At 62.2% G+C, this 25,972-nt stretch carries 22 protein-coding genes; 15 read left to right on the forward strand and 7 right to left on the reverse strand.

What is annotated here, in order from left to right:
• Window positions 1-125 precede the first annotated feature (125 nt).
• From LDN75_RS01255 to LDN75_RS01270, 4 genes are read left to right on the forward strand one after another with little or no spacing between them, the layout of a single operon-like run.
• A complete protein-coding gene (locus LDN75_RS01255) occupies window positions 126-1,688 on the forward strand; it encodes an aspartate aminotransferase family protein (RefSeq protein ID WP_275959798.1) in 1,563 nt (520 codons plus the stop codon).
• On the forward strand, window positions 1,685-3,028 hold the full coding sequence (locus LDN75_RS01260) for a lysine N(6)-hydroxylase/L-ornithine N(5)-oxygenase family protein (RefSeq protein WP_223935390.1): 1,344 nt from the start codon (window positions 1,685-1,687) through the stop codon (window positions 3,026-3,028). The genes LDN75_RS01255 and LDN75_RS01260 overlap by 4 nt, the downstream gene beginning before the upstream one ends.
• Window positions 3,025-3,615 carry a GNAT family N-acetyltransferase gene (locus tag LDN75_RS01265; protein WP_223935391.1) on the forward strand — a complete coding sequence of 197 codons (591 nt, stop codon included), beginning with the start codon at window positions 3,025-3,027 and terminating at the stop codon, window positions 3,613-3,615. The genes LDN75_RS01260 and LDN75_RS01265 overlap by 4 nt, the downstream gene beginning before the upstream one ends.
• The gene (locus tag LDN75_RS01270; protein WP_223935392.1) at window positions 3,612-5,453 is read left to right on the forward strand and encodes an IucA/IucC family siderophore biosynthesis protein; all 1,842 of its coding nucleotides are present in this window, start codon (window positions 3,612-3,614) and stop codon (window positions 5,451-5,453) included. Before LDN75_RS01265 ends, LDN75_RS01270 begins: the two co-directional genes overlap by 4 nt.
• 180 nt (window positions 5,454-5,633) lie before the next feature.
• Here the strand turns inward: LDN75_RS01270 and LDN75_RS01275 are convergent, their stop codons facing one another.
• The gene (locus tag LDN75_RS01275; protein ID WP_223935393.1) at window positions 5,634-6,260 is read right to left on the reverse strand and encodes a hypothetical protein; all 627 of its coding nucleotides are present in this window, start codon (window positions 6,258-6,260) and stop codon (window positions 5,634-5,636) included.
• 381 nt (window positions 6,261-6,641) lie between these two features.
• Here LDN75_RS01275 and LDN75_RS01280 point away from each other — a divergent pair, with 381 nt between their 5' ends.
• From LDN75_RS01280 to LDN75_RS01295, 4 genes are all read left to right on the forward strand, one after another.
• Entirely contained in the window at window positions 6,642-9,233 is a 2,592-nt protein-coding gene (locus tag LDN75_RS01280) for a GEVED domain-containing protein (protein WP_223935394.1), read from the forward strand.
• A 97-nt stretch (window positions 9,234-9,330) separates the two neighbouring features.
• Window positions 9,331-10,812, forward strand: a complete 1,482-nt coding sequence (locus LDN75_RS01285) for a SpaH/EbpB family LPXTG-anchored major pilin (RefSeq protein WP_223935395.1) — start codon at window positions 9,331-9,333, stop codon at window positions 10,810-10,812.
• A 146-nt stretch (window positions 10,813-10,958) separates the two neighbouring features.
• On the forward strand, window positions 10,959-11,888 hold the full coding sequence (locus LDN75_RS01290) for a class C sortase (protein ID WP_223935396.1): 930 nt from the start codon (window positions 10,959-10,961) through the stop codon (window positions 11,886-11,888).
• A 9-nt stretch (window positions 11,889-11,897) separates the two neighbouring features.
• Window positions 11,898-12,677: an SDR family NAD(P)-dependent oxidoreductase gene (locus LDN75_RS01295; protein ID WP_223935397.1), complete on the forward strand. Its 780-nt coding sequence runs from the start codon at window positions 11,898-11,900 to the stop codon at window positions 12,675-12,677.
• Here the strand turns inward: LDN75_RS01295 and LDN75_RS01300 are convergent.
• Window positions 12,640-13,728 carry an FUSC family protein gene (locus tag LDN75_RS01300; RefSeq protein ID WP_223935398.1) on the reverse strand — a complete coding sequence of 363 codons (1,089 nt, stop codon included), beginning with the start codon at window positions 13,726-13,728 and terminating at the stop codon, window positions 12,640-12,642. The genes LDN75_RS01295 and LDN75_RS01300 overlap by 38 nt on opposite strands.
• 200 nt (window positions 13,729-13,928) lie before the next feature.
• Between LDN75_RS01300 and LDN75_RS01305 the strand changes: the two genes are divergently transcribed.
• From LDN75_RS01305 to LDN75_RS01315, 3 genes are read left to right on the forward strand one after another with little or no spacing between them, the layout of a single operon-like run.
• The gene (locus LDN75_RS01305) at window positions 13,929-14,915 is read left to right on the forward strand and encodes an aldo/keto reductase (protein WP_223935399.1); all 987 of its coding nucleotides are present in this window, start codon (window positions 13,929-13,931) and stop codon (window positions 14,913-14,915) included.
• 46 nt (window positions 14,916-14,961) lie between these two features.
• Window positions 14,962-15,429, forward strand: coding sequence for an SRPBCC family protein (locus tag LDN75_RS01310; RefSeq protein WP_223935400.1), 468 nt, complete (start codon window positions 14,962-14,964; stop codon window positions 15,427-15,429).
• On the forward strand, window positions 15,426-15,941 hold the full coding sequence (locus LDN75_RS01315) for a GNAT family N-acetyltransferase (protein WP_223935401.1): 516 nt from the start codon (window positions 15,426-15,428) through the stop codon (window positions 15,939-15,941). The genes LDN75_RS01310 and LDN75_RS01315 overlap by 4 nt, the downstream gene beginning before the upstream one ends.
• Here the strand turns inward: LDN75_RS01315 and LDN75_RS01320 are convergent, their stop codons facing one another.
• Window positions 15,942-16,343 carry a VOC family protein gene (locus LDN75_RS01320; protein ID WP_223935402.1) on the reverse strand — a complete coding sequence of 134 codons (402 nt, stop codon included), beginning with the start codon at window positions 16,341-16,343 and terminating at the stop codon, window positions 15,942-15,944. It abuts the gene before it with no gap.
• Between the two features lie 39 nt (window positions 16,344-16,382).
• A complete protein-coding gene (locus tag LDN75_RS01325) occupies window positions 16,383-17,315 on the reverse strand; it encodes a DMT family transporter (protein WP_223935403.1) in 933 nt (310 codons plus the stop codon).
• Here LDN75_RS01325 and LDN75_RS01330 point away from each other — a divergent pair.
• Window positions 17,314-18,729: a PLP-dependent aminotransferase family protein gene (locus LDN75_RS01330; RefSeq protein ID WP_223935404.1), complete on the forward strand. Its 1,416-nt coding sequence runs from the start codon at window positions 17,314-17,316 to the stop codon at window positions 18,727-18,729. The two genes, LDN75_RS01325 and LDN75_RS01330, sit on opposite strands and share 2 nt — an antisense overlap.
• A 148-nt stretch (window positions 18,730-18,877) precedes the next feature.
• On the opposite strand, the gene LDN75_RS01335 is transcribed toward LDN75_RS01330, so the two are convergent.
• Entirely contained in the window at window positions 18,878-20,497 is a 1,620-nt protein-coding gene (locus tag LDN75_RS01335) for an MFS transporter (RefSeq protein WP_223935405.1), read from the reverse strand.
• Between the two features lie 271 nt (window positions 20,498-20,768).
• Complete coding sequence (locus tag LDN75_RS01340) at window positions 20,769-21,566, reverse strand: putative protein N(5)-glutamine methyltransferase (protein ID WP_223935406.1); 798 nt, start codon at window positions 21,564-21,566, stop codon at window positions 20,769-20,771.
• A gap of 240 nt (window positions 21,567-21,806) precedes the next feature.
• Between LDN75_RS01340 and LDN75_RS01345 the strand changes: the two genes are divergently transcribed.
• Both LDN75_RS01345 and LDN75_RS01350 read left to right on the forward strand, forming a co-directional pair.
• On the forward strand, window positions 21,807-22,040 hold the full coding sequence (locus tag LDN75_RS01345) for a hypothetical protein (protein WP_223935407.1): 234 nt from the start codon (window positions 21,807-21,809) through the stop codon (window positions 22,038-22,040).
• Window positions 22,041-22,128: 88 nt separating this feature from the next.
• A complete protein-coding gene (locus LDN75_RS01350) occupies window positions 22,129-22,389 on the forward strand; it encodes a hypothetical protein (RefSeq protein ID WP_223935408.1) in 261 nt (86 codons plus the stop codon).
• A gap of 71 nt (window positions 22,390-22,460) precedes the next feature.
• Here the strand turns inward: LDN75_RS01350 and LDN75_RS01355 are convergent, their stop codons facing one another.
• Complete coding sequence (locus LDN75_RS01355) at window positions 22,461-25,031, reverse strand: ATP-dependent DNA ligase (RefSeq protein WP_223935409.1); 2,571 nt, start codon at window positions 25,029-25,031, stop codon at window positions 22,461-22,463.
• A 38-nt stretch (window positions 25,032-25,069) separates the two neighbouring features.
• Here LDN75_RS01355 and LDN75_RS01360 point away from each other — a divergent pair, with 38 nt between their 5' ends.
• Complete coding sequence (locus LDN75_RS01360; protein WP_223935410.1) at window positions 25,070-25,936, forward strand: Ku protein; 867 nt, start codon at window positions 25,070-25,072, stop codon at window positions 25,934-25,936.
• The last annotated feature ends 36 nt before the right edge of the window (window positions 25,937-25,972 follow it).

Genomic DNA, 25,972 nt, shown 5'->3' on the forward strand with positions numbered 1-25,972 from the left:
CAGCACGGCACCGCATTCCCGTGTTCGTCGATGCCGAAATAGGACACGAAAGTTTGACTAAAAGGCAAGCCTAAGTAAGGCTTGCCTTTGCTAACTAGCGCCCAACGTAATGGAAGGAAGCTGACGTGACGTCACCAAGTGTCGAAGAGCGGATCGCTCAGGAGCAGGACTTTGGGTCCAAGGTGGAGCTGGCCCTCGCTGCCACCAACCAGCTGTTCAACGCACGAAATTCGCCCAGCTATGTGGCGCAGGTTCTTCAGGGAGTAAACGCGGTCTCCACCAAAGTCCAGCGAACGGCCCGGCCGTTCACCGGCGTCGGGCATGCAGAACTGAGGGCCAAGGTTGGGGCCATCGATCTCGAACGTCCACTGCCGGATACTGCTGCTGCCCTTGAGGAGCTTGACGAGCTCTACCTCAAGGACGCCATCTACTTCCACGATGCCCGTTACGCGGCACACTTGAACTGCCCGGTGGTCATTCCCGCGCTGGTTGGTGAAGCCGTGCTCTCGGCCGTGAATTCCTCCATGGACACGTGGGACCAGAGTGCCGGCGCCACAATGATCGAGCGGCGCCTCATCGGTTGGACTGCCGAGCGGATCGGTTTTGATACCACCGCCGATGGCGTCTTCACATCGGGTGGGAGCCAGTCCAATTTCCAGGCGCTACTGATCGCGCGAAACCACGCTGTCACCAAGCTGCGTGCCACGAATGGCGACGCGCGCCTGCCGCACCTCCTTGACCGTCTCCGGATTTTCACATCCGCAGACAGCCACTTCAGCATCCAGAAGTCCGCTTCCATGCTCGGGCTCGGTTTCGACGCCGTGATCTCCGTGCCCACCGCTGACGACCGCAGCATGGACCCCATGGCGCTCGCGGCTGCTTTGGCGGAAGCGCACGACGCCGGTCTGATACCGATGGCGGTCGTGGCCACGGCCGGAACTACCGACTTCGGTTCGGTCGACCCGCTTTCCGAGCTGGCGGCCTTGGTGCGCGCCTATGATTCCTGGCTGCACGTGGACGGTGCCTACGGTGGGGGTTTGATCGTGTCCGGCCGCCACCGGCACCTCCTGAACGGTATCCACCTTGCCGACTCCGTCACCGTCGACTTCCACAAGACCTTCTTCCAACCCGTCAGCTCCAGTGCAGTCGTGGTCCGCAACGGCTCCATGATGCACCACGTCACCTACTACGCGGACTACCTGAACCCGGAGAGCGCCGCGAAGGCCAAAATTCCCAACCAGGTGGACAAGAGCATTCAGACCACCCGCCGCTTCGACGCCCTCAAGCTGTGGCTCACCCTGCGCATCATGGGCGCCGATGCCATTGGTGCGCTGTTCGACGAAGCGATCGACCTCGCTGGCAGGGTCGGCGCCCTGCTGTCCGACGACGCTGAGTTTGAGCTCGCTGCCCCACCCCAGCTGAGCACTTTGGTGTTCCGCTATCGCCCGACCGTTGACGGCGTGGCATTGGACGAGGACGCCGCAGACGTCCTCAACCCTGCCATCCGCGCAGCGATCTTTGCTTCAGGCGAAGCCGTGGTTGCCGGTACCAAGGTGGCTGGCCGCCACTACCTCAAATTCACCCTCCTCAACGCCGAGGCCTCCCTGAGGGATATCCAGGAAATCATCGAACTTATCCGCCGGACAGGCGCAAGCCTGCTTTCGGCCACCACGGAGGCTGCAGCGTGAGCACCTCAGGCAACAGCAGGATTTACGACGTCGCGGGCATCGGCGTCGGGCCCTTTAACCTTGGCCTCGCCGCGCTGAGCGAACCCGTGGAAGGCCTGGACTGTGTGTTCCTGGAACGTCGCGACTCTTTCGACTGGCACCCGGGGATGATGCTGGAGCCTGCGCACCTGCAGGTCCCGTTCATGGCAGACCTGGTGACCCTGGCCGATCCGACGTCGCCGTACTCGTTTTTGAACTTCCTCAAGCAGACCGGACGCTTGTACCGCTTCTACATCCGGGAAAACTTCTACCCGCTGCGCGCGGAATACAACCAGTACTGCCAGTGGGTGGCCGGCCAGCTGGAGTCGGTTCGTTTTAGCACGGATGTGCTGGATGTGACGTACGACGACGGCGTGTACCGGCTTTCGGTGCAAGGTCCTGGAGGCGCTGAGTTGCTTCGAGCCCGCAAGCTCGTTCTGGGCACAGGCACCTCGCCGTACGTTCCGGACTCCTGTGCGGGGATTGTGGAAGGCGGGGGAGTTGTCCTCCACAATGCCGAGTACCTGTCGAGGAAGAGGGAGCTGCAATCCAAGCGCAGCATCACTATCGTCGGTAGCGGCCAGAGTGCCGCGGAGCTCTACTACGAACTCCTTCAGGAAATCGATGTCTACGGCTATCAGCTGAACTGGGTCACCCGTTCCGGCCGCTTCTTCCCGCTGGAGTACACCAAGCTGACGCTCGAGATGACGTCCCCGGAGTACGTTGACTACTTCCACTCACTCCCGGGCGAGCAGCGTGACTCGCTGATCAAGAACCAGAAGAACCTGTACAAGGGCATCAACTCGGACCTGATTGACGACATCTACGACCTCCTTTACACCAAGAGCCTCTCCGGCATGGTGGACACGCAACTGCACACGCACTCATCGCTCACCGCTGCAGAATGGAATGCCGCCACAGGCACGCATGCCCTCCAGCTGCACCATGAGGAACACGGGCAGGGCTACACCTTGGAGTCCGAAGCGGTGGTCCTCGCAACCGGCTACACCTACAAGGAGCCAGCCTTCCTGGCGGGCATCCAGGACCGGATCCGCCGCGACGCCAAGGGCCGCTTCGACGTCGAGCGCAACTATGGAACCGGCGTCGAACCCGGCGAAATCTTCGTCCAGAATGCAGAGCTTCACACCCACGGTTTCGTCACGCCGGACCTTGGCATGGCCGCCTACCGCAACTCCTGCATCCTGCGGGAAATCACCGGCAGCGAGATTTACCCGATCGAGCGGAGTATCGCGTTCCAGCAGTTTGGCGCGCCCGCCCCCGTTCCCTCAACGGTTCCGAACACCGTGGGGGCAACCGTATGAGCTTCACGTTTCGGCCGGTGGATCCCCTCGCGGACGCACCTACCCTCCACAGCTGGGTGAGCCAGGAGTACGCCCGGTTCTGGGGAATGGTGTCGGCCACCGAGCAGGACGTTGTGGAGGAGTACTCCAAGATCGCCGAATCGGGTCACCACCAGGCGTTCCTGGGGCTCGACGACGGCCTGCCCGCCTTCCTGATGGAGCGGTACCGCCCGGAGTCCTCGCCGTTGGCGGACGTCTACGAGGTCCAGACCGGTGATGTGGGTATGCACCTCCTGGTGTCTCCGCCCAGTGGCAAACCGCAGCCCGGTTACACCACCGCCGTCATGCAGTCCGTCATGACGGAACTGTTCCATGATCCCGCAACCCAGCGGATCGTCGTCGAGCCTGACGCCCGCAACCACAAGATCCATGTCCTCAACGAGAAGGTGGGCTTCCGCCCGCACGCCGTGGTGACCCTTCCCGCCGTCGACCCTTCCGAAGACCACAAACAGGGTCTGCTGAGTTTCTGCACACGCGAGGATTTCCTCGCCACCCTGACCCCGATTCTGGCCGCGCCTGCCGCGGCGACCAGAGGAGATTCCCTGTGAGCACTACCGCTGAAGCCACCCTCCACGACGTAGCCGAACCTGTCTCCCACCTGACTCCTGAGCGCTGGGCGGCCGCCAACAGGCACTTGGTCCGCAAGGCGATCGCCGAGTTCTCCCACGAGCGGATCCTGGTGCCGGAGCTGATCCGTGAGGAGGGCGACGGCGTCGGGCTCTACAAGGTGGTCAGCAACGACGCCACCGTTGAGTACCGCTTCCGTGCGCGACTCTTGCAGCTTGAACATTTTTCCGTGGCTGCTGAGTCCATCGCCCGGCTGCGCGAGGGTGAAGAGCTGCCGCTTGATGCCCTGGACTTCATCACCGAATTCCGTGAAGAGTTGGCCATTCGACAAGAAATGCTGCCGGTCTACCTTGAGGAAATCAGCAGCACGCTGGCCAGCAACGCGTACAAGCAAGGCAAACCATTTAGCTCTGCCGAGTTGGCGGCGGGCATCACCCGCGGCATGGACCCGGCGGTCGATTTCCAGGCGATCGAGCACAGCATGACCGAGGGCCATCCGTGCTTCGTTGCCAACAATGGCCGGTTGGGTTTTGGCATTGCCGATTACCATGCGTTCGCGCCGGAAACCGGTGCTGTGGTGAAGCTTCAGTGGATCGCTGTGCATCGCAGCAAGGCCGTTTATACGTCAAGGGCAGGGCTGGATTACCGGACTCACTTTGAGGCCGAACTCGGACCCGCAACTCTGGCATGGTTCACTGCGGAACTGTGCGCTTCCGGCCTTGATCCTGAGGACTACCTGTTCATGCCGGTGCACCCTTGGCAATGGGACAACAAGCTCACGGTGACATTCGCGGCAGAAATCGCCCAGCGCCACATCGTGAACCTGGGCAGCGGCAAGGACTCCTACCAGGCGCAGCAGTCCATCCGTACGTTCTTCAACACCACCTCACCAGAGAAGGCGTACGTCAAAACGGCCATGTCCGTGCTGAACATGGGCTTCATGCGCGGCTTGTCTCCGCAGTACATGAAGGCAACGCCGGCCATTAATGACTGGCTGCAGGAACTGATCGGCAATGACCAGGAACTCCAGGACCGGGGCCTGGCCATGATCCGTGAAACGGCGGCTATCGGCTATCACAACCACTACTACGAGGCTGCTTCGGCCAAGGGCTCGCCTTACAGGAAGATGCTCTCGGCTCTGTGGAGGGAAAGTCCCCTCCCGCTGCTTGAAGACGGCCAGCAGCTGGCCACCATGGCGTCCTTGTTGCACGTGGATTCCACCGGCGCGTCGGTGGCCTCAGCCCTGATTCAGCGCTCCGGGTTGGCTCCAACGCAGTGGCTGCGTCGCTACTTCGAGGCCTACCTCGTTCCGTTGATCCACTGCCTCTACGAGTACGAGCTCGCGTTCATGCCTCACGGCGAGAATGTCATCCTGATCTTGGAAGGCGGTGTACCCGTCCGCGCGATCATGAAGGATATCGCTGAGGAAATCGTGGTGATGGGAGACCGGCTCGAGTTGCCCGAGGAAGTCTCCCGCGTCAAGGCCCAGATTCCTGCCGAAGAAATGGTCCTCGCGATCTTCACCGACGTATTCGACTGCATCTTCCGTTTCCTTGGGGCCATTCTTGTGGAGGACGGGACGCTGCGGGAAGACGAGTTCTGGGGGACTGCCGCTGCCGTGGTTCGGGAATATCAGGAACGCCACCCGGAACTAGCGGACCAGTTCGCCATGCATGATCTGTTCGCTCCGGACTTCCAGTTGTCCTGCCTTAATCGGCTGCAGTTGCGGAACAACCAGCAGATGCTCGATATCTCGGATCCCTCTGGGGGATTGCAGATGGCTGGTCGCCTGGCCAACCCCCTGGCAAAGTTCGCTTAAGCGGAAAATTGGCGGAGGCGCCGCCGGGAAAAATTGCTTCATCCGGTGGCGCCTCCTCGTGACTGGCTGCCTGATCCGACCCCAGGCAGCTGCCACGCCTATGTAGTACGAGTTGCCGCTGAATCGTGTTGCGAAAAGAGCGCGGCTTCACGGCATTTGCTTATTCCGTGGCGTTTCCTTTTACCAGGCTGACCGTCTGTATCGGAGGCCTGCGATTGCCCGGTCGCACTCAGCGCGCGACGTGGGAAAATCCAAAAACTCCACGAGTGTTCGCTGCCCAACGCCCAGGTGTAGCCCGTCGATGAGTTGCAGGCAGCGGAACAATGCCTCGTAACTCTCCCGCTTGCGGGTCATCATGGTGTGAATGCTTCCGCGATGGTAGGCGGCGGTGGCATCCACTGCCGCAAGTTGCCCTCGGCATATCTGTCCCATTTCGGCCAACATGTCCCAGCTAAGCAGCTTGCCGCCTTCAGACCATCCCAGATGAAGGGTCGCTATCGTGTGGCTTCTCCGCCGGGCGCTCGGGCGGAGCGACATTTCATGGATCAGCCGTTCAAAGTGCGCCATCGTTGCAAGCCCGGTATAGACGTCCGTGCAGGAGAAGGGCTCGAGGCGTTCATTTTCCGTCGCCCATCCCTCTACGAGATCCCGCATGGAGTCGTCATCAGCAGGCACGCCTGCCGCTTCAAAAAAGGCACTGAGATCCTGCATGGTTTCGCGGACTCCAACGCCGTGATAGGCGCGGGACGCACCGAGGTTCTTGGCAGACATGTGCAGCTCACCACCCTCCGCTTGGGCCTTCAGCATGTCCTCGACTTCAGGAACCAGCCAGTCACCGGGAAATAGCCAGCCTGATTGCTGACTCCGTTCCTGCCAGCGCCCACGGAGCTGTAAGGATCTGCTTTCGATTCTCAAGTGAGCGAGTTGATCTTCCATGTCCAATGAGTGCCAGGGAGGTGGAAGTCGTGACGCAATTTGGTCCAAATACTGGACACCCGTCTCGCTCGGCATCGTTCCGTCCGCACGCCAGAAAAAGTTTTCGCTTTTTGCGGCATGAACTTTTCCCACGCCGCACTCATTGACTGGAGACCAACCCTGCCGGACGCAAATGGATGGTCTCTCTTGAAGTAAATGTTTTGCTCGTCGGTTGCGGGGTCGGCCGGGTCACTGTTCTTTGGAAGGAACCCCTTGAAGTATCCGGTTGGGAAGATTACGGCGTTCGTTGCCGCGTTAATGGTGGTCCTGGGAGGGCTTTCATGCGGGACGGTCGGTTTTGGCACGCCAGCTCAGGCTTACCAGATCGCGACCTCCTCGGCGAACGTCGGAGGTGGCGTCGCCACACTTTCAATGCCTGGATCTGGTCTGACCGCCACCTTTGACCAGTCGGGTTATACCGACCTCGTGGGGCAGACAACGATGGGCAGCCGTGGATATGTGGCCTCTGATTTCTCACAAAACGTCGGAACCGGGGCCCCGGCTGTTGAATTCGCAACCAACGCAATCAATAATTGCGCGGCAATCGGTCCGTGCAGCGGCTTGGGGACCGTCACTATCGCGTTCAGTCAGCCCGTTCGGAATCCTGTGCTCAACGTTGCCGGAATCGGGGCCACTTCATGGCTTGATATTGGCAAAAACGGCACGGTCGACCAACAGTCCGAACTCCACGTCGTGCTGGACATGGCAACGACAGGTTTGTCCATGACCCGGCTTTCGGGTGGAAACCTGGCTGTAGTGGGAAATTCGATCACTGCCACTAACGACAACACTGGCGTTCGCTGCGACACGAATGTTAACGGTGGCACGCCTCCTCAGCATGACGCAGTGGCTACGGCAGCGTGCGGCTCCGTCCGGATCAACGGCATTGTCACGTCCCTGACGTTCAACATCAGCGCCATCTTCACCCAAACCACCAGCACTATGCCGCCCAACACGATCAACGACCCACAGGACTCCGGCCATAACGCCGACAACTTTCTGATGGCGATGACTGTCCCGCAGGATTTCGGTGACGCGCCTGCTTCGTACGATCAGAGCAATGCTGCCCGGGCTGTTCTTTCGGATGTGGCCCTTGGGGCGAACGTGACTGAGGATAACGCTCAGGTGGCCAATGGCACTGCGTCGCCGAATGCGGGTGCGACGGCGGCCCAGGACCTGATGGACGACGGCGTGGTTCTGGCGCCCATGACACAGGGTGCTACCAGCTACTCAACCACCGTGGCGATCAGTGGGGCCAGCAAAGCCGGAACGACCTGTGGCTGGATTGATTTCAATAAGGACGGGATTTTCAATAACACCGCCGAGCGGGCTTGCGCCACGTTCGCTGCGGGCGCCACGACCGCCACCCTGACCTGGACGACGGTCCCTGCGGGGGTGACTGCTGGGACGACGTATGCGCGGTTCCGGATCGGCTACACCACCGCCCAGGTCCAGGTCCCGATCGGTGCCTCCGATTCCGGTGAGGTGGAGGATTACGTTTTCACTGTTGCTCCTGCGGCTGCTCCGGCGATCACGCTGGTCAAGACAGTGGACAAGACCACGCTGGTGGCCGGTGAAACCGCAACCTACACGTTCGTGGCGAAGAATACGGGAAACGTGACGCTCACCTCGGTGGTCATCACCGAGACCCAATTCTCCGGAACCGGCACCATGGCCGCCCTTTCCTACACTTGGCCTGGCCTTCCCGGGGTCCTTTTGCCCGGACAGTCGGTGACTGCCACCGCAACGTATGTGGTCACTCAGCCGGACGTCACCACGGGGTTACTGACCAACACGGCGAAGGTCACCGGGAACCCGCCCCTTGGCTTGCCCGTCACGGCAACCGATGATGCCCAGGTCACGGCGCCTCCGGCGTGGAAGATCAAGAAGAGCGCCACCGTCAACGGGTCAGTTCCTGCGAACGGGTCCGTCACCCCGGGGCAGACCATCGTGTACACCGTGACGGCCACCAGCATCAGCGGCACCATCACCGGGGTCGTGCTCAAGGACAACCTGGCACAGGTCCTGGATGACGCGACGTTCGTGCCCGGTTCAGCGACCCTGGTGATTGGTACGGGATCACCTGTGGCTGTGGCCGATCCTGTGCCGCCGTCCACGTTGCTGAGCACCGCCGCGTTCACGCTGCCTGCCGGTCAGACAGCCACCCTGAAGTACAGCGTGGTGGTCAAAACGGGCGCGTGGAACGCACAGCTTGTCAACGTGGTGACGGGCACAGCAACTACCACGCCACCGCAGACCTGCGCGCCAAGCTCGGCAGGGCCGGGACCTGACTGCACCACGACGCATCACACCCCGGGCAAAGTGCTGATCGAGAAGATCGGCGAGTCCTCGGGCGGTACGTGGGTTCCGATGGCGGGCTCCACGTGGGCCGTGCATACCGATAACAACGGCGCACCCGGTGCCGTGCTGGCCAGCCCAGCCGTCACCGCTGTGAGCGGGCAAACAGGCCGGTTCCAGCTCGAGGGAATCCAGGCAGGAACGTACTGGCTCGAAGAAACCGCAGCGCCGGACGGGTTCAGCCTGCTGGCCGAGCCCGTGCAGTTCACCATCGCAGCGAACGGTGCCGTGTCCCTGGGCCAAGGCGCTGGCGGCGGAGTAGTGACCAGCACCGACGCCGACGGCGATGGGATCTTCCTGCTCACGGTCCGGGACGTGCCGGCGCTTCAGCTTCCCGAGTCCGGCGGCATTGGCTGGTGGCCGTTCACCACGGCCGGATCCGTCCTGCTGTTGGGCGCCCTCGCACTGGCAACAAACCGCCGCCGGCGCGAGTCCATTACTACCTAAAAGAAGAGTTCCCCCGAGCCCCCGTGAGTATTGCGGGCCGGGTCAGTAAATGTTCATTTCCGAGCATCAGCACCATCACAATGAAAGAGGAAATACAGTGAGTAATCACAACACCGGGCGGCTTTGGAAGACCGCCGCCGCCACGATCGCCGGGGCGGTGTTGGCGATGTCCTTCTCCGTGGCCCCGGCTTCGGCCGCGCCCCTGGTTGATCCGGGCCAGACCGGTTCCATCACGGTCCACAAGTTCGAACGTCCCGTCACCCCGACGGGCCTGCCGAACAACGGCACGTCCGTGGACACCACCGGCCTGACACCGTTGGCCGGTATCGAGTTCACGATCCAGCAGGTCAACACCATTGACCTGTCCACCAACGCCGGCTGGGACGCAGCACACAACCTCTCCAGCGTGTTCGCTCCGGCCAACGCTGCAGGTTCGATCACCGGTGCGGGCTACACCCTTGGCGCCGCCCAAGCGAAGACCACCGATGCCGCGGGCACCGCAGGTTTCACGTCATTGCCTGTAGGCCTGTACCTGGTGACAGAAACGAACTACCCGGCAGGCGTGACACCCTCGGCCCCGTTCCTGGTATCCGTGCCGCTGACCGACCCGGATAACAAGGACAACTGGATCTATGACGTCCACGTCTACCCGAAGAACTCGGTCGCCGGTGCGGAAAAGACCGTCACGGATGCCCCTGACGTCAAACTCGGGGACCAGATCGACTTCACCATCACCGGTGACATCCCGAACGAAGCCGTCATCGATGGCTACAAGATCGTGGACGCCCTGGACCCGAAACTGACCTACGTCGGCGCGTCCGCCACCCTCGTTGATGGCACCCCCATCACGGCCGGCACGGACTACACCGTGAACTTCGACGCCGCCACCAACACCGTCTCGGTCATTTTCACCCCCGCCGGCCGTGCGATCCTGGCTGCACACACCGACACCCGGGTGCAGGTCATGGTGAACACCAAGGTCAACACCATCGGTGAAATCGAAAACGAAGCACTCGTTTACCCGAATGCTGCCAGCTTCACCGTTGCACCGGGCCAGCCCGGCGGCCCGATCGTCACACCCCCGGTCGTGACCAAGTGGGGCGAAATGACGCTGCAGAAGGTCAACGAGAACGGTGCAGCCCTTGCCGGTGCCGCATTCTCCGTCTACACCAACGAAGCCGACGCCAAGGCCGGCACGAACCCCGTTGACCTCAACGGCCAGACGGTCTTCACCGTCGCCGCGGACGGCACCCTGACGATCTCGGGCCTGCGGTACTCGGACTGGGCCAACGGCGCAGCCCTCGCACCCGGAAGCCCCGACTACCGCACGTACTACCTGGTAGAGACCACCGCCCCGGCAGGCTACGAACTGCTCGCCGAGCCGGTCTCCTTCCTGATCAACGGCACCACCACCACGGTTGGTATCGACCTGCAGGTGAAGAACATCCCGTCCAACAGCGGCTTCCAGCTGCCCCTGACCGGTGGCGTTGGAACCGGCATTCTTTACGCAGCAGGTGCCCTCCTCGTTGTCGGCGCAGCCCTGATGTTCGTCCGCAACCGCCGCACCAGCAACAACTAACACCAGCAACAACTACTGTGGGGGGGTCGCTACCGCGGCCTCCACAGTGACCCAAAGTGGGGAAGAACGCCAACCACGCGCTCTTCCCCACTTGCATTCCACTTGCACCCCTCTCATAACCGTTTCACCCCAGATACAGGATTTTGATGACCCAGCCCCAAACCCGCACCCGTCGTGGACTCCGGCACCTGACCGGGCCCTGGAGCCGGCAACGGCTTCTGATCGTGCTGGTCGCGGTCATCGGCGTCGGAATCCTGCTTTATCCCACCGCCGCAGCCTGGTTCTCGGATCGGGTCCACGCCACCGAGATCAGCGGATACGTGGATTCTGTCCAGACAATGAACCCCTCGGCGAAGAAGTCCCTCCTGGACCAGGCGCGGGAGTTCAATGAGGAACTGCCCTCAGGACCCCTCCGAGACCCTTACTCCTTGAACGAAGCAGGGGAACAAACCACCATCGGTGCCGGCTCGGAGGCGTACAAGAAGATGCTGTCGGTCGGGCCTGGAGGCATGATGGGCCGCATCAGTATTCCCTCTATCCACGCGGATTTGCCCATCTTCCATGGCACCGACGAGGACACCCTCTCCAAGGGTGCTGGCCACCTCTTCGGCTCTGCGCTGCCGGTCGGTGGCAAAGGCACTCACAGTGTCTTGAGCGCTCATTCAGGGTTCGTCAACGCCACCCTTTTCGATGACCTGGACAAGGTCCATGAAGGCGACGTCTTCAGCATCAACGTGCTCGACGAAACCCTCTATTACAAAGTCGACCAAATCCTCACTGTCCTGCCCGACCAAACCGAGGCCTTGCGCAAAGTTGAGGGCAAGGATTACCTCACCCTCATTACGTGCACGCCCAAAGGCGTTAACAGTCACCGGCTACTTGTTCGCGGTGAACGCACCGCTGCACCCGTCAGCGCCGACGGACCCCGCACCCTGCCCTCCACCACAACAGATCCCGGATTCCCTTGGTGGATTCTTGGCATCACGGGCGCGACAGTCCTCGCCATCCTCGCCACCAAGCCACGCAAGCGACCCTCCGAGGAAGAGATAGCGGCGCCACATGCGTTCAGCGCATAGTCTAGGCGCATGACGACTCGAGCCAACGAACTCACCGCCCTGGTCACCGGTGCCACGGCTGGGCTCGGTGCGGAATTCGCGCGCCAGCTCGCCGAAGCCGGACACCACCTTGTCTTGGTGGCCCGCGATGAAGAACGCCTCAAGGAAAAGGCCGAGGAGTTTGAACGCGACTTTAGTATCTCGGCGGAGGTTCTGTCCGCCGACCTGACTACCGACGTCGGGGTTTCCTTGGTGGCCGACCGCCTGCGGGACGCTGGGCGACCCGTGGACGTCCTGGTCAACAACGCAGGAATGGGACTCTTGAAGTCGTTCGAGCGGAACGAGTTGGAGGAAGAAAGGCGGCATCTGCGTCTTCACGTGCAGACACCCATGGAGCTGTGCCACGCGGCGCTCGAAGTCATGCTGGCCAGAGGCAAGGGCCGGATCATCAACGTCGCCAGCGTCGCGGCCTTCGCCAACAGGGGCACTTACTCGGCGGCCAAAGCCTGGCAAGTGACGTTCAGCCGGTGGGCAAACATCGCGTATGCGAAGTCGGGCGTGCAGGTCACAGCTGTGTGCCCTGGCTTCACCCACACCGAATTCCACGATCGCATGGGCATGGATAAGTCCGTGGCGCCGCGATTCCTGTGGCTCACCGCAGACCGCGTAGTGCGGGAAGGGCTGGAGGACAACGCCAAGGGCAAGGCTGTTTCCATCCCGACACGGCGATACAAAGTGGTTAGCTTCTTTGCGCGTATCCTGCCGGCGAAGCTTACTTCCGGCCCGCCGCGCCGGCCCCTGCAGCCTTAGGAACCGCAACGCCAGGTGCCCTAACCAGCACCGCTACCGCGATTCCAATCACCGCTCCGACGAACGTTTCAACCGCTCGTTCCATCACCAGCACGCCCGGGTCCATGGGCGCCGCCAGTTGCGCGATCAGCAGGACCACGGGCGTGAAGAACACCATGGCCCAGCCGTAGTGCCGCGCCATGAAAAGCTCGGTGGGAAACTGGCAGAGGACCACCACAATAGCCAGGACTACAGGGCCGTGGGTTGGGAAATACTGCAGCGGTGACAACGGAGTTGGGAAAAGTACGACGGCGACCACCGCCAACCCGAGGAACGTCCCCACGATGCGGTGGATGCCCCGGTGGACGCGGCTCGGGAGGTCCGCACCTGCCAACGGCACGGCCGCTGCGGCCATGGCCCAATGCGGATGGCCGCTCCCACTGAGCACGCCACACACCCCGGCGGCACCGACAGCGAGGGTGTAGCGGGCCGCGTGAACAAGGGCAGATTGCCGGAGCGGTCCGTGGAGGACTGGGACGTCGCGGGCAGCGCCCGGCTCCCACTTTCGATGCCGAAGCCAGCCAGCAAATCCCACCAGAAGCGAAAACGCAGCGGAAGCAGCACCGATCAGGACGGCAACCAGGAACGGAACGCTGGTGGGGACCGAGGCGCACGCCCCCAATGCGAGGATGCCGAAGAACGGCCCGATCGGTTTAAGGCGAACCGAGTCGGCATATAAGGAACCCGCACCTGCAAAGAGCGTAGCCACCAAAACCAGCCACCAGGAGTGGATGTGGTTGACGGAAAGAAACGTGCCGATGGTGAGCCCGCCAACCAGGACCAGCGCGGCTTGGGCCTGGTGTTTCAGCCGCAATTGATGGGTTTCATTGCGTCCGTACATTCCAGTAAGGGCACCGAAAACGGCATACATCATGAGGTCCGGACGGCCTACGAGAATCAGGACCAGCCCGGGCACTGCGACACTGAAGGCCACCCGAACGGCGGAGAGACGGTCGTTGTTCGCCGGCCCCAGTTTGTGGAGCTCGCGGGCATGCGCCATGAATGCGGGCACGGAAAACACCACCAATCATTCAGGGCTTGTGGGCGAGCTATCTGTATCGAAAATTATCAGGAGTGGCGGGTGGGCCGCCATAAGCCGGGTCACAACCCGTAGTAGGGGACTGGCAGTACCCCTTACGTCAGTACCTCCCATATGCGTCGAGAAGGTTGTTGACTGGATCAAGCGAGTTACTTGGATCAAAGGGAGGCGTCATGCACACACGGACACTTGGGCAAGGTTTGCAGGTCTCGGCCATCGGTCTTGGCTGCATGGGCATGTCACAAAGCTACGGCCCAAATCCGGGGGACCGGGCGGCGATGATCAAGGTGCTCCATGAAGCGGTGGACTTTGGCATCAATTTCTTTGATACGGCCGAGGTCTACGGGCCGTTCGTCAACGAGGAACTCGTCGGCGAGGCGCTTGCTCCTATCAAGGACCAAGTAGTCATTGCCACGAAATTCGGCTGGCGCATCGAAGACGGCAAGTCCGTTGGGTTGGACAGTTCTCCTGAACGGATCAAACGGGTAGCGGACGAGTCGCTCCGCAGGCTTGGCGTGGAGACCCTGGACCTTTTTTATCAGCACCGCGTTGACCCCAATGTGCCTATTGAGGACGTCGCAGGTGCTGTGGGTGAGCTGGTCCAAGCGGGCAAAGTACGCCACTTCGGCCTTTCCGAGGCCTCCGCCACCACTATTCGCGCCGCCCACGGAGTTTTTCCCGTGACCGCCGTCCAGAGTGAGTATTCGTTGTGGACACGGGATCCGGAACCGGAGGTGCTGCCAGCGCTAGCGGAACTCGGCATAGGCTTTGTCCCATTCAGCCCACTTGGCAAGGGATTCCTCACGGGTACTGTTGATCCCTCCACCCAGTTTTCGCAGGGTGACGTCCGTGGCACTATCCCTCGATTCACCGCAGAAAACCGGGCGACCAATCAAGCACTGGTGGATCATGTGGCCGAACTTGCGGCCTCGAAAGGTGCATCACCGGGTCAGATCGCGCTGGCCTGGCTTCTGGCGCAGCAGCCATGGATTGTCCCGATCCCGGGCACACGACGTCGGGAACGACTCGAAGAGAATGCTGCCGCAACCAACGTTGCGCTCTCCGCTGATGAAGTTGCCGATCTGGATGCCGTGGCCAGCCGGATCGGAGTGCAGGGCAACCGCTACAACGATCAACACATGGGCCTCGTGGGAAGGTAACAGCAACACTAGCGCGCTGCCCGGCAGAGTCTGGGAAGATCAAGGTATGCCCGTAGCTTTCGTCTGCCGAACCCGCTCCGCCATGTCACCGCAGGAGCTGTTCGACCTGTCCCGAAACATCGACGCCCACGTTGGCTCGATGACCAAAAGCAGGGAAAAGGCCATAGACGGCGTCACCACAGGGCTGATCTCGGAAGGCGAGCAGGTCACTTGGCAGGCGTGGCACCTCGGAGTCCGTTTCCGCATGACCAGCCGCATCACGCGCATGGAGGCACCGGCGTCGTTCACTGACGAGCAAGTGCGCGGCCCTTTCAAGTACCTCCGCCACACGCATGAGTTCCGGCCTGACGGCAGCGGGACCCTGATGGTGGACACCGTGGAGTTCGCTGCCCCGTTCGGCCCTCTGGGCCGCTTGCTGGAGAAGCTGGTGCTGGCCAGATACCTGCAGGATTTGATCGAAACCCGCAATGGGTTCCTCGTCGGACAGGCACCTCCCGCACTGGATAAACGGTGATCCGGCTAGCTCGAACAGACGATCTGCCGCGTTTGCAGGACATCGAGCGGGCAGCGGGGGAAGCGTTCCGGGGCCTGGGCATGGATCAGATCGCGGACGACGAACCCTTCTCCTTGGACGAGATGAACGCCTACGTGGCTCCCGGGCGTGCCTGGGTGTGCGTTGACGGACTCGACTACCCGTTGGCGTATTTGTTGACGGATATCGTTGACGGCAACGCGCACGTGGAGCAAGTAAGCGTCCACTCGGATCAAGCGCACCAAGGACTCGGCCGCGAGCTGCTGCATGCTGCCCGTGTGTGGGCAAGAGGGCATGGCATGCAGCGCCAGACCTTAAGCACGTTCCGCGATGTGCCCTGGAACGCGCCGTACTATCGGCGCCTGGGCTTTCAAACGCTCGACGCCGGTAGCTGGGGCCCGGAGCTCGCCAGGCTCATGGAGCACGAGGCTGAACTGGGACTGACGCGCTGGCCTCGGGTGGCTATGTGGCGTCCCGTGGTTCCGCCGGCATAGCTACTCGGCCACCAGCTCAACTTCGTAGCTGTCAGTGTTGATCAAATATGCGGCATAGTGATCCGGACCTCCGGCGTGCGGATACTTCGACTCGAACATCTCATACCAGCCGGCGTCGGCGCCGAGAGCGCGAATCCGGTCCACGTTTTCCCGGGTACCAGCATGGAAGGCCACGTGATTGAGCCCGGGATCGGTGCGTCGGTGGGCGGTTCCGGTGATGGCATCGGAGCCTTCCACCACCACATAGGTGCCATTGAGCTTCCAACTACACCCCGTAGGCCAGTCCTGGAACGGCTTGTAGCCAAGTTCGCCCAAGAGCCAGCCCCACTCCTCCCGGGCACGTTCAAGATGCGGCACCCAGATCTCAAGGTGATGGATGGAACCCACAGATGCGTCAGGCATGGGCCGAGTCTACGAGATCAGGGCCCTCGGGCGGCAGCTTCAGGTTCTCGACGGCGGGTTGAGCCTGATGCGGACGGCCGCACCTGCGCAGAGGATCACAGCGAGTCCACCAACAGCGGTGGTCCACGTCATCGATTCTCCCAACAACAGGCTTGCCCACGCGATGGTCATGACCGGTTGGACGAGTTGGATCTGGCTGACTTGCGCGATGGGGCCGATCGCCAGGCCGTGGTACCAGGCGAAGAATCCGAGGAACATGCTCACGACCCCCAGATAAGCGAAGGACAACCACTGGCCGGGCGTTGCGGAGGGAACCCCGGATCCAAGGGAAAGAACCGTCAGCAGCAGCATGAAGGGAGAGGCCACAACGAGCGCCCACGAGATTGTCTGCCAGGGACCGAGTTCCCGTGCCAGCAGGCCTCCTTCCGCGTAGCCGATGGCAGCGGCCATCACTGCGGCCAGAAGCAGCAGGTCTGCCCAGTGAAGCGAACCGAAGCCACCAGACTGAACCAACGCGAAGACCATTGCAGCGATAACGCCTATGACAGTCAGGACCCAGAACAAGAGCCGTGGACGTTCCCTGCCCCTGATAACCGCTACCGTCGCCGTGGCTGCAGGCAGTAGCGCGATAACCACTGCTCCGTGGCTGGCGGTGGTGGACGTTAGCGCGAAGGTTGTCAGCAAGGGGAAGCCCGCAACGATGCCCCCGGCCACTACGACAAGTCGAAACCACTGAATTCCGCGTGGAAAGCGTTGACGGGTCAGCCCCAGGGCCAGTGCTGCAAGAATGGCGGCGACTACCGCCCTTCCCGCCCCAATGAACAGGGGGGATAACCCTTCAACCGCCACGCGGGTAAAGGGGACCGTGAAGGAGAAAGCAACAACGCCAAGAAGGCCCCACCAGACGCCTTGCGACGCCCCGCTGGATACCACTGGCCGTGAAAGTGTAGTAGCGCTACTATTGGGACTCATGAATAACGATAGCAGTTCCCGGATTGTCTCGCGAGTAAAAGAGTGGATCGCAGGCGCCGCCCCGGGAGCCAAACTGCCATCCACCCGTCAACTCGTGGCCGAATACCAGGCCAGTCCGGTGACAGTGCAGAAGGCGTTGAGGACCCTCACGGCCCAAGGCTTGATAGAAAGCCGCCCAGGTGTTGGCACCTTTGTCCGGGCTTACCGTACGGCGCGACCGTCCGACTACGGCTGGCAGACGGCGGCGCTCAGGGCCGCCCAAACTCCGCGCCCCTTGAACTCTGGCGCCATGCGCAGTGCTTCGAACGATGTCATTGCATTCCACTCCGGCTATCCGGACCGGGAACTCCTGCCGGAGCGGCTCGTCCGGGCCGCACTGACCCGGGCGGCCGGCGGCGACGCCGCCCTGTCGCGGCCACCCGCCCAAGGGCTTCCGGAACTGCAATCCTGGTTCGCGCACGAACTCAGCACCTCAACGCCGGTTGGCGTCACGCCACCCCAGCCTAGCGACGTCGTCGTACTTCCAGGGAGCCAGAGCGGACTTAGCTCGATTTTTCGCGGCCTGGTGGGGCATGGGCGACCCTTGTTGGTGGAGTCGCCCAGTTACTGGGGTGCGCTGCTGGCCGCGGGCCAGGCCGGTGTTCGTGTCATTCCGGTGCCCTCCGGTCCTGACGGGCCGGATCCCGACGAACTGGCGAGGGCTTTCGAGGAATCCGGGGCAAGGATGTTCTACGCCCAGCCCAACTTCGCCAACCCCACAGGTGCCCAATGGTCTCCCGAACGGGGCGAGGAGGTCCTCCGGATTGTCCGCCAGCACGGCGCATTCCTTGTGGAGGACGACTGGGCCCACGATTTCGGTATCACCGCGCAATCCGTACCGCTCGCCGCCCAGGACGATTCCGGCCACGTGGTCTACATTCGCTCGCTGACCAAGAGCGTCTCGCCATCCATCCGCGTGGCAGCGATTATCGCCCGCGGTCCGGCCCGGGAACGGATCATGGGCGCGCAGGCTGCGGAGTCGATGTATGTCAGCGGCCTGCTCCAGGCTGCAGCGCTCGACGTCGTTACCCAGCCGGGGTGGCAAACCCACCTGCGCGGCCTGGGCCATCAGCTGCAGTCGCGCCGCGACCTGCTGGTCACCAGCCTGCGCGGACACGTTCCGCAGGCGCACCTCAGCCACCTGCCCAAGGGCGGCTTGAACCTGTGGCTGAGGCTGCCGGACGGGTTCGACGTCGATCAGCTCACCAAGGATTGCGAAGCGGCGGGGGTTCTCATTGCGGCCGGGACGGAGTGGTTCCCCGCGGAGCCTGAAGGCCCATACATCAGGCTCAACTACGCCGGCCCCAATCCTGGGGCATTCCCCGAGGGCGCGCGGATTATCGGCGAGGCTGTCAAAGGGTTGCTGCCGGCCTAGGGGAGTGCCGCCGTCGAGCACTTGAGGTCGAGCATTAACAGCAGTAGCCACCAACTCCAAGGAGAGCGCCTTGGTGTTGGTGGCTACTGTGTGCGGCGGGGCCGCGAACTATCGGAAGCGCTGCTCAGAAGTTGCAGGCAAAGAGTTCCTAGGCGGGAGCCAGATCCTTGTCGCGGCGGCCGAAGACTTCGTCATCAATTGGCTGGCCGTCGAACGGCATCTCCTCCAGATTGATGAGCGGGTTGGTGTCCTGTGTTGCTACAAGTTCGCGGGCCTCGGCGGCAGTGTCCACGCTGGGCATTGAGCCGGGCAGCGGACGCTGGGCTGACTCACGCAGGAAGTAGATGGCGATCGCACCCACGATGGACGTTCCCATCAAGTAGTACGCAGGCATCATGTCGTCGCCGGTGCCCTCAATGAGGCCCTGGACGATGAACGGCGTGGTGCCACCGAAGATCGCTACCGAGAAGTTGTAGGCGATGCCCATTCCGCCGTACCGGCTGGACGTCGGGAACAGTGCCGGGAGGGCTGAGGCCAGGTTGGCAATGTAGAACGTCACGGGGAAGGCGATGAGGGCAAGGCCTGCCAGGGTTGACCAGATATCGCCGATGCCGATCAGCATGAAGGCGGGAACGGAGAACAGGATGGTACTGCCCGCGCCGATCCACAGCACTGGCCGGCGACCGATACGGTCGGACAACTTACCGGTAAGCGGGATACACAGTGCCATGATCACCAGGACCGGGATGGTCAGCAGGGTGCCATGAACGGGATCGTAGCCCTTGGAATCCGTGAGGTACGTAGGCATGTATGAGGTCAGGGCGTAGCCAACAGTGTTGGCCGCCGCCGCGAGGATCATGGCCAGGACGATCTGGCGCCAGTAGGCCTTGATGATGCCAACCGGGCCCTTCGCCACGGCAGCATCCTGTGCCGCGGCGTCTTTGGCTAGGGCTTCCTGGGCGTCCAGGGTGGCCTGGAACTGCGGGGATTCCTCGATCTTGCTACGGAAGTACACGGCGATAAGGCCAAGGGGACCAGCGATCAGGAACGGAAGCCTCCAGCCCCATTCCTCCATGGCTGCCTGTCCGAGCGTGAGCTGCAGGACGGACACCAGCGCGGCGCCGAGGGCGAAACCGATGTAGCTGCCCATGTCCAGGAAGCTGGCGAAGAATCCGCGGCGCTTGTCCGGGGCATATTCGCTGACGAACGTGGTGGCACCGGCGTATTCGCCACCGGTGGAGAAGCCCTGGACGAGCTTAAGGATCACCAGCAGCGCGGCGGCCCAGATGCCGATCTGCGCGTAGCCAGGCAAGAGGCCGACGGCGAACGTACTTGCCGCCATGAGCATCAGTGTTGCTGCGAGCACCTTTTGGCGGCCCACCTTGTCGCCAAGCCAGCCGAACACGACGCCACCCAGTGGGCGCGCGATGAAGGTTGCGGCGAAGGTGCCGAGAAGGAAGAGTGTCTGAACGGACTTGTCCGCTTCCGGGAGGAAGACGGGGCCCATGGTGGTGATGAGGTAGCCGAACACGCCGACGTCGTACCATTCCATGGTGTTGCCGACGATCGTGCCGCCGAGTGCTTTCTTCAGCATCGGCTGGTCCACAACATTGACGTCGGATTCTTTCAACCGGCGCTTGCTGCGGAGCTTTGACTTCTTGGTGGTTTTGACTGCGTTGGCTGCGGCCGGGGTGTTGGCTGTTTCCTGGTTTTGGATGGTGTTCCTTTCGCCATCCGGGGAGACGGTCTTGCTTTGGTCTATGGGCATTTGGGCTTCTCCTAGGGAGGTCATTTGCTTGCGACTTCTGCTGCCCCGCTCTGGGCAGGTGTTCAATTTTACGGGGTTTGCCGCTTAAACCCCAGTTGAGATCCGATTTTTGGGCCCTTTGGGGATGCAAATTGCCTAGGTGTGTTGCATCTCATTACCTGCTTTTGCCCTGCAACGGCGCGGAATCCGGGCGGTTTTTGCCCTCCCGGGCACGTTGTTACCAAATTGTTTAGCCAAGCCCACCGAACACGGCTTAAACGGGCGCAAAAGCTTACGGATTGCCTTTGGGGGTAGGGGCGGCTCCAAGCACGAGCGTTGCGCCCAATTCCTTGTTAACGAGCACCCGCGCGGCCAGCCCGCACTGGTTCATGATCCTGGCGGTTTCGGGTGCTTGCTGCTCCGATGTTTCAATCAGGAGGCAACCGCCCGGCGACAACCACTCAGCCGCGCGCTCCGCGACCCGGCGTTGGACGTCCAAACCGTCAGTACCGCCGTCGAGCGCCACCATCGGTTCATGCAAGCGCGCCTCTGGCGGCATCATCCCGATGGAACCCGTAGGTACGTACGGCGCATTGGCAAGCACCACGTCCACGCGTCCCCGAAGTTCAAGGGGGAGGGCCTCGTAGAGGTCGCCCACGAAAACACGGCCTCCACGTGGCCCAACGTTCTTGCGCGCGCAGGCTACCGCGACTGGATCAATGTCAGCGGCGTACAGCTCGCAACTCCCCAGGAGATCGCTAAGCGCCGCACCAATGGCTCCCGAGCCACAGCAAAGATCGACGACGGCGGAACCCGGCCGGGTTATTTCCGCCGCCTGGCGCACCAGGAACTCCGTGCGACGCCGCGGAACGAATACGCCGGGTCCAACTTCCATGCGGCTCCCACAGAAGTCCACCCAGCCGAGGATGTGTTCCAAGGGCAGCCCGTTGACGCGCTGATCCACCATGTGGTCCAAATGGCCGGGACTGAGGGCAGCGTCGATGAGGAGTTGGGCCTCGTCCTCCGCGAAAACGCACCCGGCGGAGCGGAGGGCGGTGGCGATGGACATTCTCCGGGTCACGGGTGCCATGCTAGCCGAGGGGTTCACAAAAGCGGCGAAACTTGGCTAGGGTATGACCCATGGGAACACTGATTTTTGAGTAGACCGGCCCTTGCCTTTAGTGGCACAGCCGAGTTTCACATGACAAAAATCCACGCCTGTTGAGGCCCTGCCTCCATGCCGTTCCCGTTGTCGACGCTATTTTCTCGAACCGCACGCCATGGTTTTAGTGCTTCTTCAGGACTCGCACCTGAACAGGAGTCCACTTTTATGACTGCCAATCCTTCTGAAAACAAGACCCCGGACCCCGCAGCGCCGGGAAGTACAGAGTCCGCCCCCGCCTCCGGCGGCATCAAGTCCAAACTGACAGATGCGCAAAAAGCGATGCTCGCCAGCAAGTCCGGCGGCGGCGCTCCCGCTGGCTGGCAAAGCACTGGTAAGGGCCACAAGCCCACGTCCGCCAGCGGTAAGCGGGCCAAGACAGAGAAGAAGGTCCGTTGGTGATTCCTGTACGCAGGTAAATCCTGCAGACAACCATCTTCGGCCCACCTAGTATTGAAATTCCTTCGTTTCACTGTGGAAAGGAAGAACCATGACTGCAAAGCATCAAGCCGAAAACATCGATCCTGAGGTTGCGAGCCACTTGGTGGAGGCCATGGACATGGCTCCCATGCCTGAACCGGCAACCATCGACGTATCTCTGGGTCTGGACCAGGAACAGCACTGGCCGGACGGCAGCGGTAAACGCCGGCACCCGAAGGACCGCGACCAAGCCCACGGACGGATGGGCCAGGGCGCAGCCGTGACGGCGATCCACCGCACCAGCCGCCCACAGATGCCGCACTCCTCCTAACCCAGCCCCGCCAGCCCAACTAGGTCGCATCACTGCGCGTTTTGAACCCTCAAAACGCGTTCAGCTGCGACCTAGTTGGGCGGGCTTACGTCTTTCGGGGACTTGTCAGGACGCCACCCACGCCACACGGGATGCCGTAGCCTGCCCGGCCCCGTCCATTCTCCGAACGTCACTTCAGCCACCAGCTCCGGATCTACCCAGCGGGCACCTGCCGAGTCTTCGCGCGGAATGTCGGCGAAGGGGGAATCAGCTACCAGGCGGGACTCCAGTTTCTCCATGATGTCCCTCAGCTGCCACTCCTTGAATCCGCTGCCAACCCGGCCGACATAGTGCAACTTCCCGCCCTCCGGAATGCCCAACAGCAACGAGCCAAAGGTCCCACTCCGGGCGCCAGCGCCGGGACGCCAGCCGCCAACCACCACTTCCTGGCTCCGTTCCAACTTGAGCTTGATCCATGAGCGGCTTCGCCGGCCGATCACGTAACGGCTATCTGCTTTTTTCGCCATCACTCCTTCCAAGCCGAGCTCACCCGCGCTTGTCATGAGGTCTTCAACGTCATGGTCCAACACGGCCGAAAGGTGAAGCGGGCAGCCACCACGCAAGCGCCCCGCAAACTCGGCAAGCCGTTCCCGGCGCTCGCGGAATGGCAGCCCGCTCAGATCCGTGCCGCCGTCGTACAGAAGATCGAACAGCATGAGCTGCACTGGCACCGAAGCTCTGGCACGCTCGATGTCCGCGGTTTTGACCAGATTCATCCGCAGCTGCAGGCGGCCGAAGTCCGGCCGCGAACCCTTGCCAAGTGCCACGATTTCACCGTCGGCCACGAAATCGCCGTTGGGCCAGCATGATCGGTCCGTCAGTTCGGGGTAGGTTGCGGTGAGATCGTTTCCGTTGCGGCTCATCAAACGGATCTTGCCCTCCGTGCCGGTGATGATAGCCCGGATTCCGTCCCACTTGAGTTCGTAGAGCCAGCCGCCACCACGAAGGTCGGCGACGGTGCCGGAAGTGGCAAGCATGGGGGTGTAAGTGGGCATCGGCTGTGGAACGGCTGGCTTGGGTGCAGTGGCGGGCGAAGCCTTGGCGGAAGGGCTGGGAGCGCCCTTCCGAAGCCGTCCTCCAGGCTGCTCCTTCATCAAGTGGATCAGCCAACGGTCACCGGTGTTGATGAGCGCGAACCGCTTGGTCCCGTGGAGCCCACCTCCTGGCTGACCGGTGAGCGTCGCGATCACTTCCTTGCCATCCCGCCATTTCTCGCACGTGAACTCGCCGCGGTCCCAGATGCTGACTGTCCCGGCGCCGTACTCGCCCTTGGGAATGACGCCGGCGAAGTCCGCGTAATCCATGGGGTGGTCTTCGGTTTGAACGGCGAGGTTGTTCCGATCGGGCGTTTCGGGGACGCCGCGGGGCAGCGCCCAGGAGGCCAGCACGCCGTCGTGCTCCAGACGGAAATCGAGGTGGTAGCGCCGGGCGTGATGCTCCTGGATGACGAAGATCCCGCCGGGCGGCGCAAGATCGCCGGGCTGCGGCTGCCCGGATGATCCCTTGGACGCGGGCTGGTCGCCCTGCGCGAGAGACGACGACGCCGGGAACGGCTCCGGGGTCTTGGCAGGATCGCGCATCCCAACGTATTTGGCGAGACGACCTTCGACGGTAACCACCCGCTCACGGCGGCCAGTAGTGCCTGAACCGCTGCCGGTGCCTGGACCGCCCCCGCCGTCGTCATCCGCATACTCTCCGTGCGGCGGGAGATGCCGAGAGGAAATGGGCGCGAAGTGGTCCTTGCCGCTCTTCACCCGCTTCATCACGGCTGTGTAGTCAAGGTGATCGAGGTTGGCGGAGGAAAGTTCGCGCCACGTGCGCGGCGACGCGACAGTAGGGTGGGCTTTCCCTCGGAGCGAGTAGGGCACGATGGTGGTCTTGTTGCCGCTGTTCTGGCTCCAGTCCACCAACACTTTGCCGTGGCGGAGGGACTTCTTCATGTCGCTGACCACCAGCTCGGGATGGTCAGCTTCCAGGGCCCGGGCGAGCTCATGGGCGAAGGCCGAGACCTGCTCGGACTTCAGCGTCCCGTCCAGCCCGGTGTAGAGGTGTATGCCTTTGCTGCCACTGGTCACGGGCACCGGATCCATGCCCATGTCCTGCAGGATGGAGCGGGCAAGCTTGGCCACTTCAACGCATTCTGGCAGGCCCGCGCCGGGACCGGGGTCAAGATCCAGGACGAAGCGGTCAGGCCGGAGCGGGTTACCCTCTGCGTCCACTTGCCACTGGGGGACATGGATCTCCAGGGATGCGATCTGTGCCATCCACGTGAGCGTGGCGAGGTTGTTGACCATGGGGTAGACGTTGGTGTGGTCCGAGTGCTGGATTGTGGTGCGGGGGATCCATTTGGGCGCGGAGTCTTCAAGGTTCTTTTGGAAGAACACCTGCCCCGGATGCTCGGCGGTGCCGACGCCATTGACCCAACGCTTACGGGTGACGGGCCTGTTGGCTGCCGCGGGAATGAGGAACGGCGCCACTGCAGCGTAGTACTCCAGGACCTCGGCTTTGGTGGTTCCGGTCTCGGGGTAGATGATCTTGCCCAGATTGGTGAGGGTCAGCTCGTGGCCTTCAACGTTCACGCGCTCCTGTTGCTTGCCTGCCACCTCTTCTCCTCTGCTGTCTTGTGCTGTTGACTGGGTGCATGAGGGCCATCTGGAAGGGATCTATCGCGTTCGGTCTGGTCAACGTACCAGTGAAGCTTTACAGCGCCACGGAGGACCACGATATTGGCCTTCATCAAGTCCACAATAAGGACGGCGGGCGCATTCGGTACCAGCGGAAGTGCGAAATCTGCGGCGACGTTGTGGCTTATGAGGATATCGACAAGGCCTACGAAGAAGAAGGCCGCACGGTGGTTCTCACGGCGGCCGATATAAAGTCCTTGCCGGAGGAGAACAGCCGCGAAATCGAGGTAGTGGAATTTATCCCTGCCGAGCAGCTGGACCCGATCATGTACGAGCGCAGCTATTTCCTGGAGCCGGATTCCAAGTCGCCCAAGGCCTATATGTTGCTGCGCCAGACGCTGGAGGACACGGACAGGATCGCGATCGTCCAGTACGCCCTGCGGCAGAAAACCCGGCTCGGCGCCCTGCGCGTACGCGGGGACGTATTGCTGCTGCAAGCCCTCCTCTGGGGCGACGAAGTGCGCGAAGCTAAATTTCCCTCCCTCGAGACGGACATCAAGATTTCCGACAAAGAACTCGAAATGTCCTCCGCGTTGGTGGATTCCATGGCCCACGACTTCGACCCCGAGGAATACACCGACGACTACCAGGTACAGCTCCGCACGTTGATCGAGGCCAAGCTGGAGAAGGGCGAGGCACTGGATACGGAAGCCACGTTCGGTGTCACGGAGGGCGAAGGCGAGGGCGGCGACGTCATCGACCTCATGGAGGCGCTGAAGCGCAGCCTGGACAAGAAACGAGGCAAGGAAAAAGCGGCCGACGACGACGCTGCCGCCAGCAAAGCTGCCACCAAGCCAAAGACGCGGGCCAAGAAAAAGGCTTGACGCGGCGTCGGGCGCCCCAACTAGGTCGCATTTGTG

It is taken from the genome of Arthrobacter sp. StoSoilB5 (assembly GCF_019977235.1).
Classification (GTDB): Bacteria; Actinomycetota; Actinomycetes; order Actinomycetales; family Micrococcaceae; genus Arthrobacter.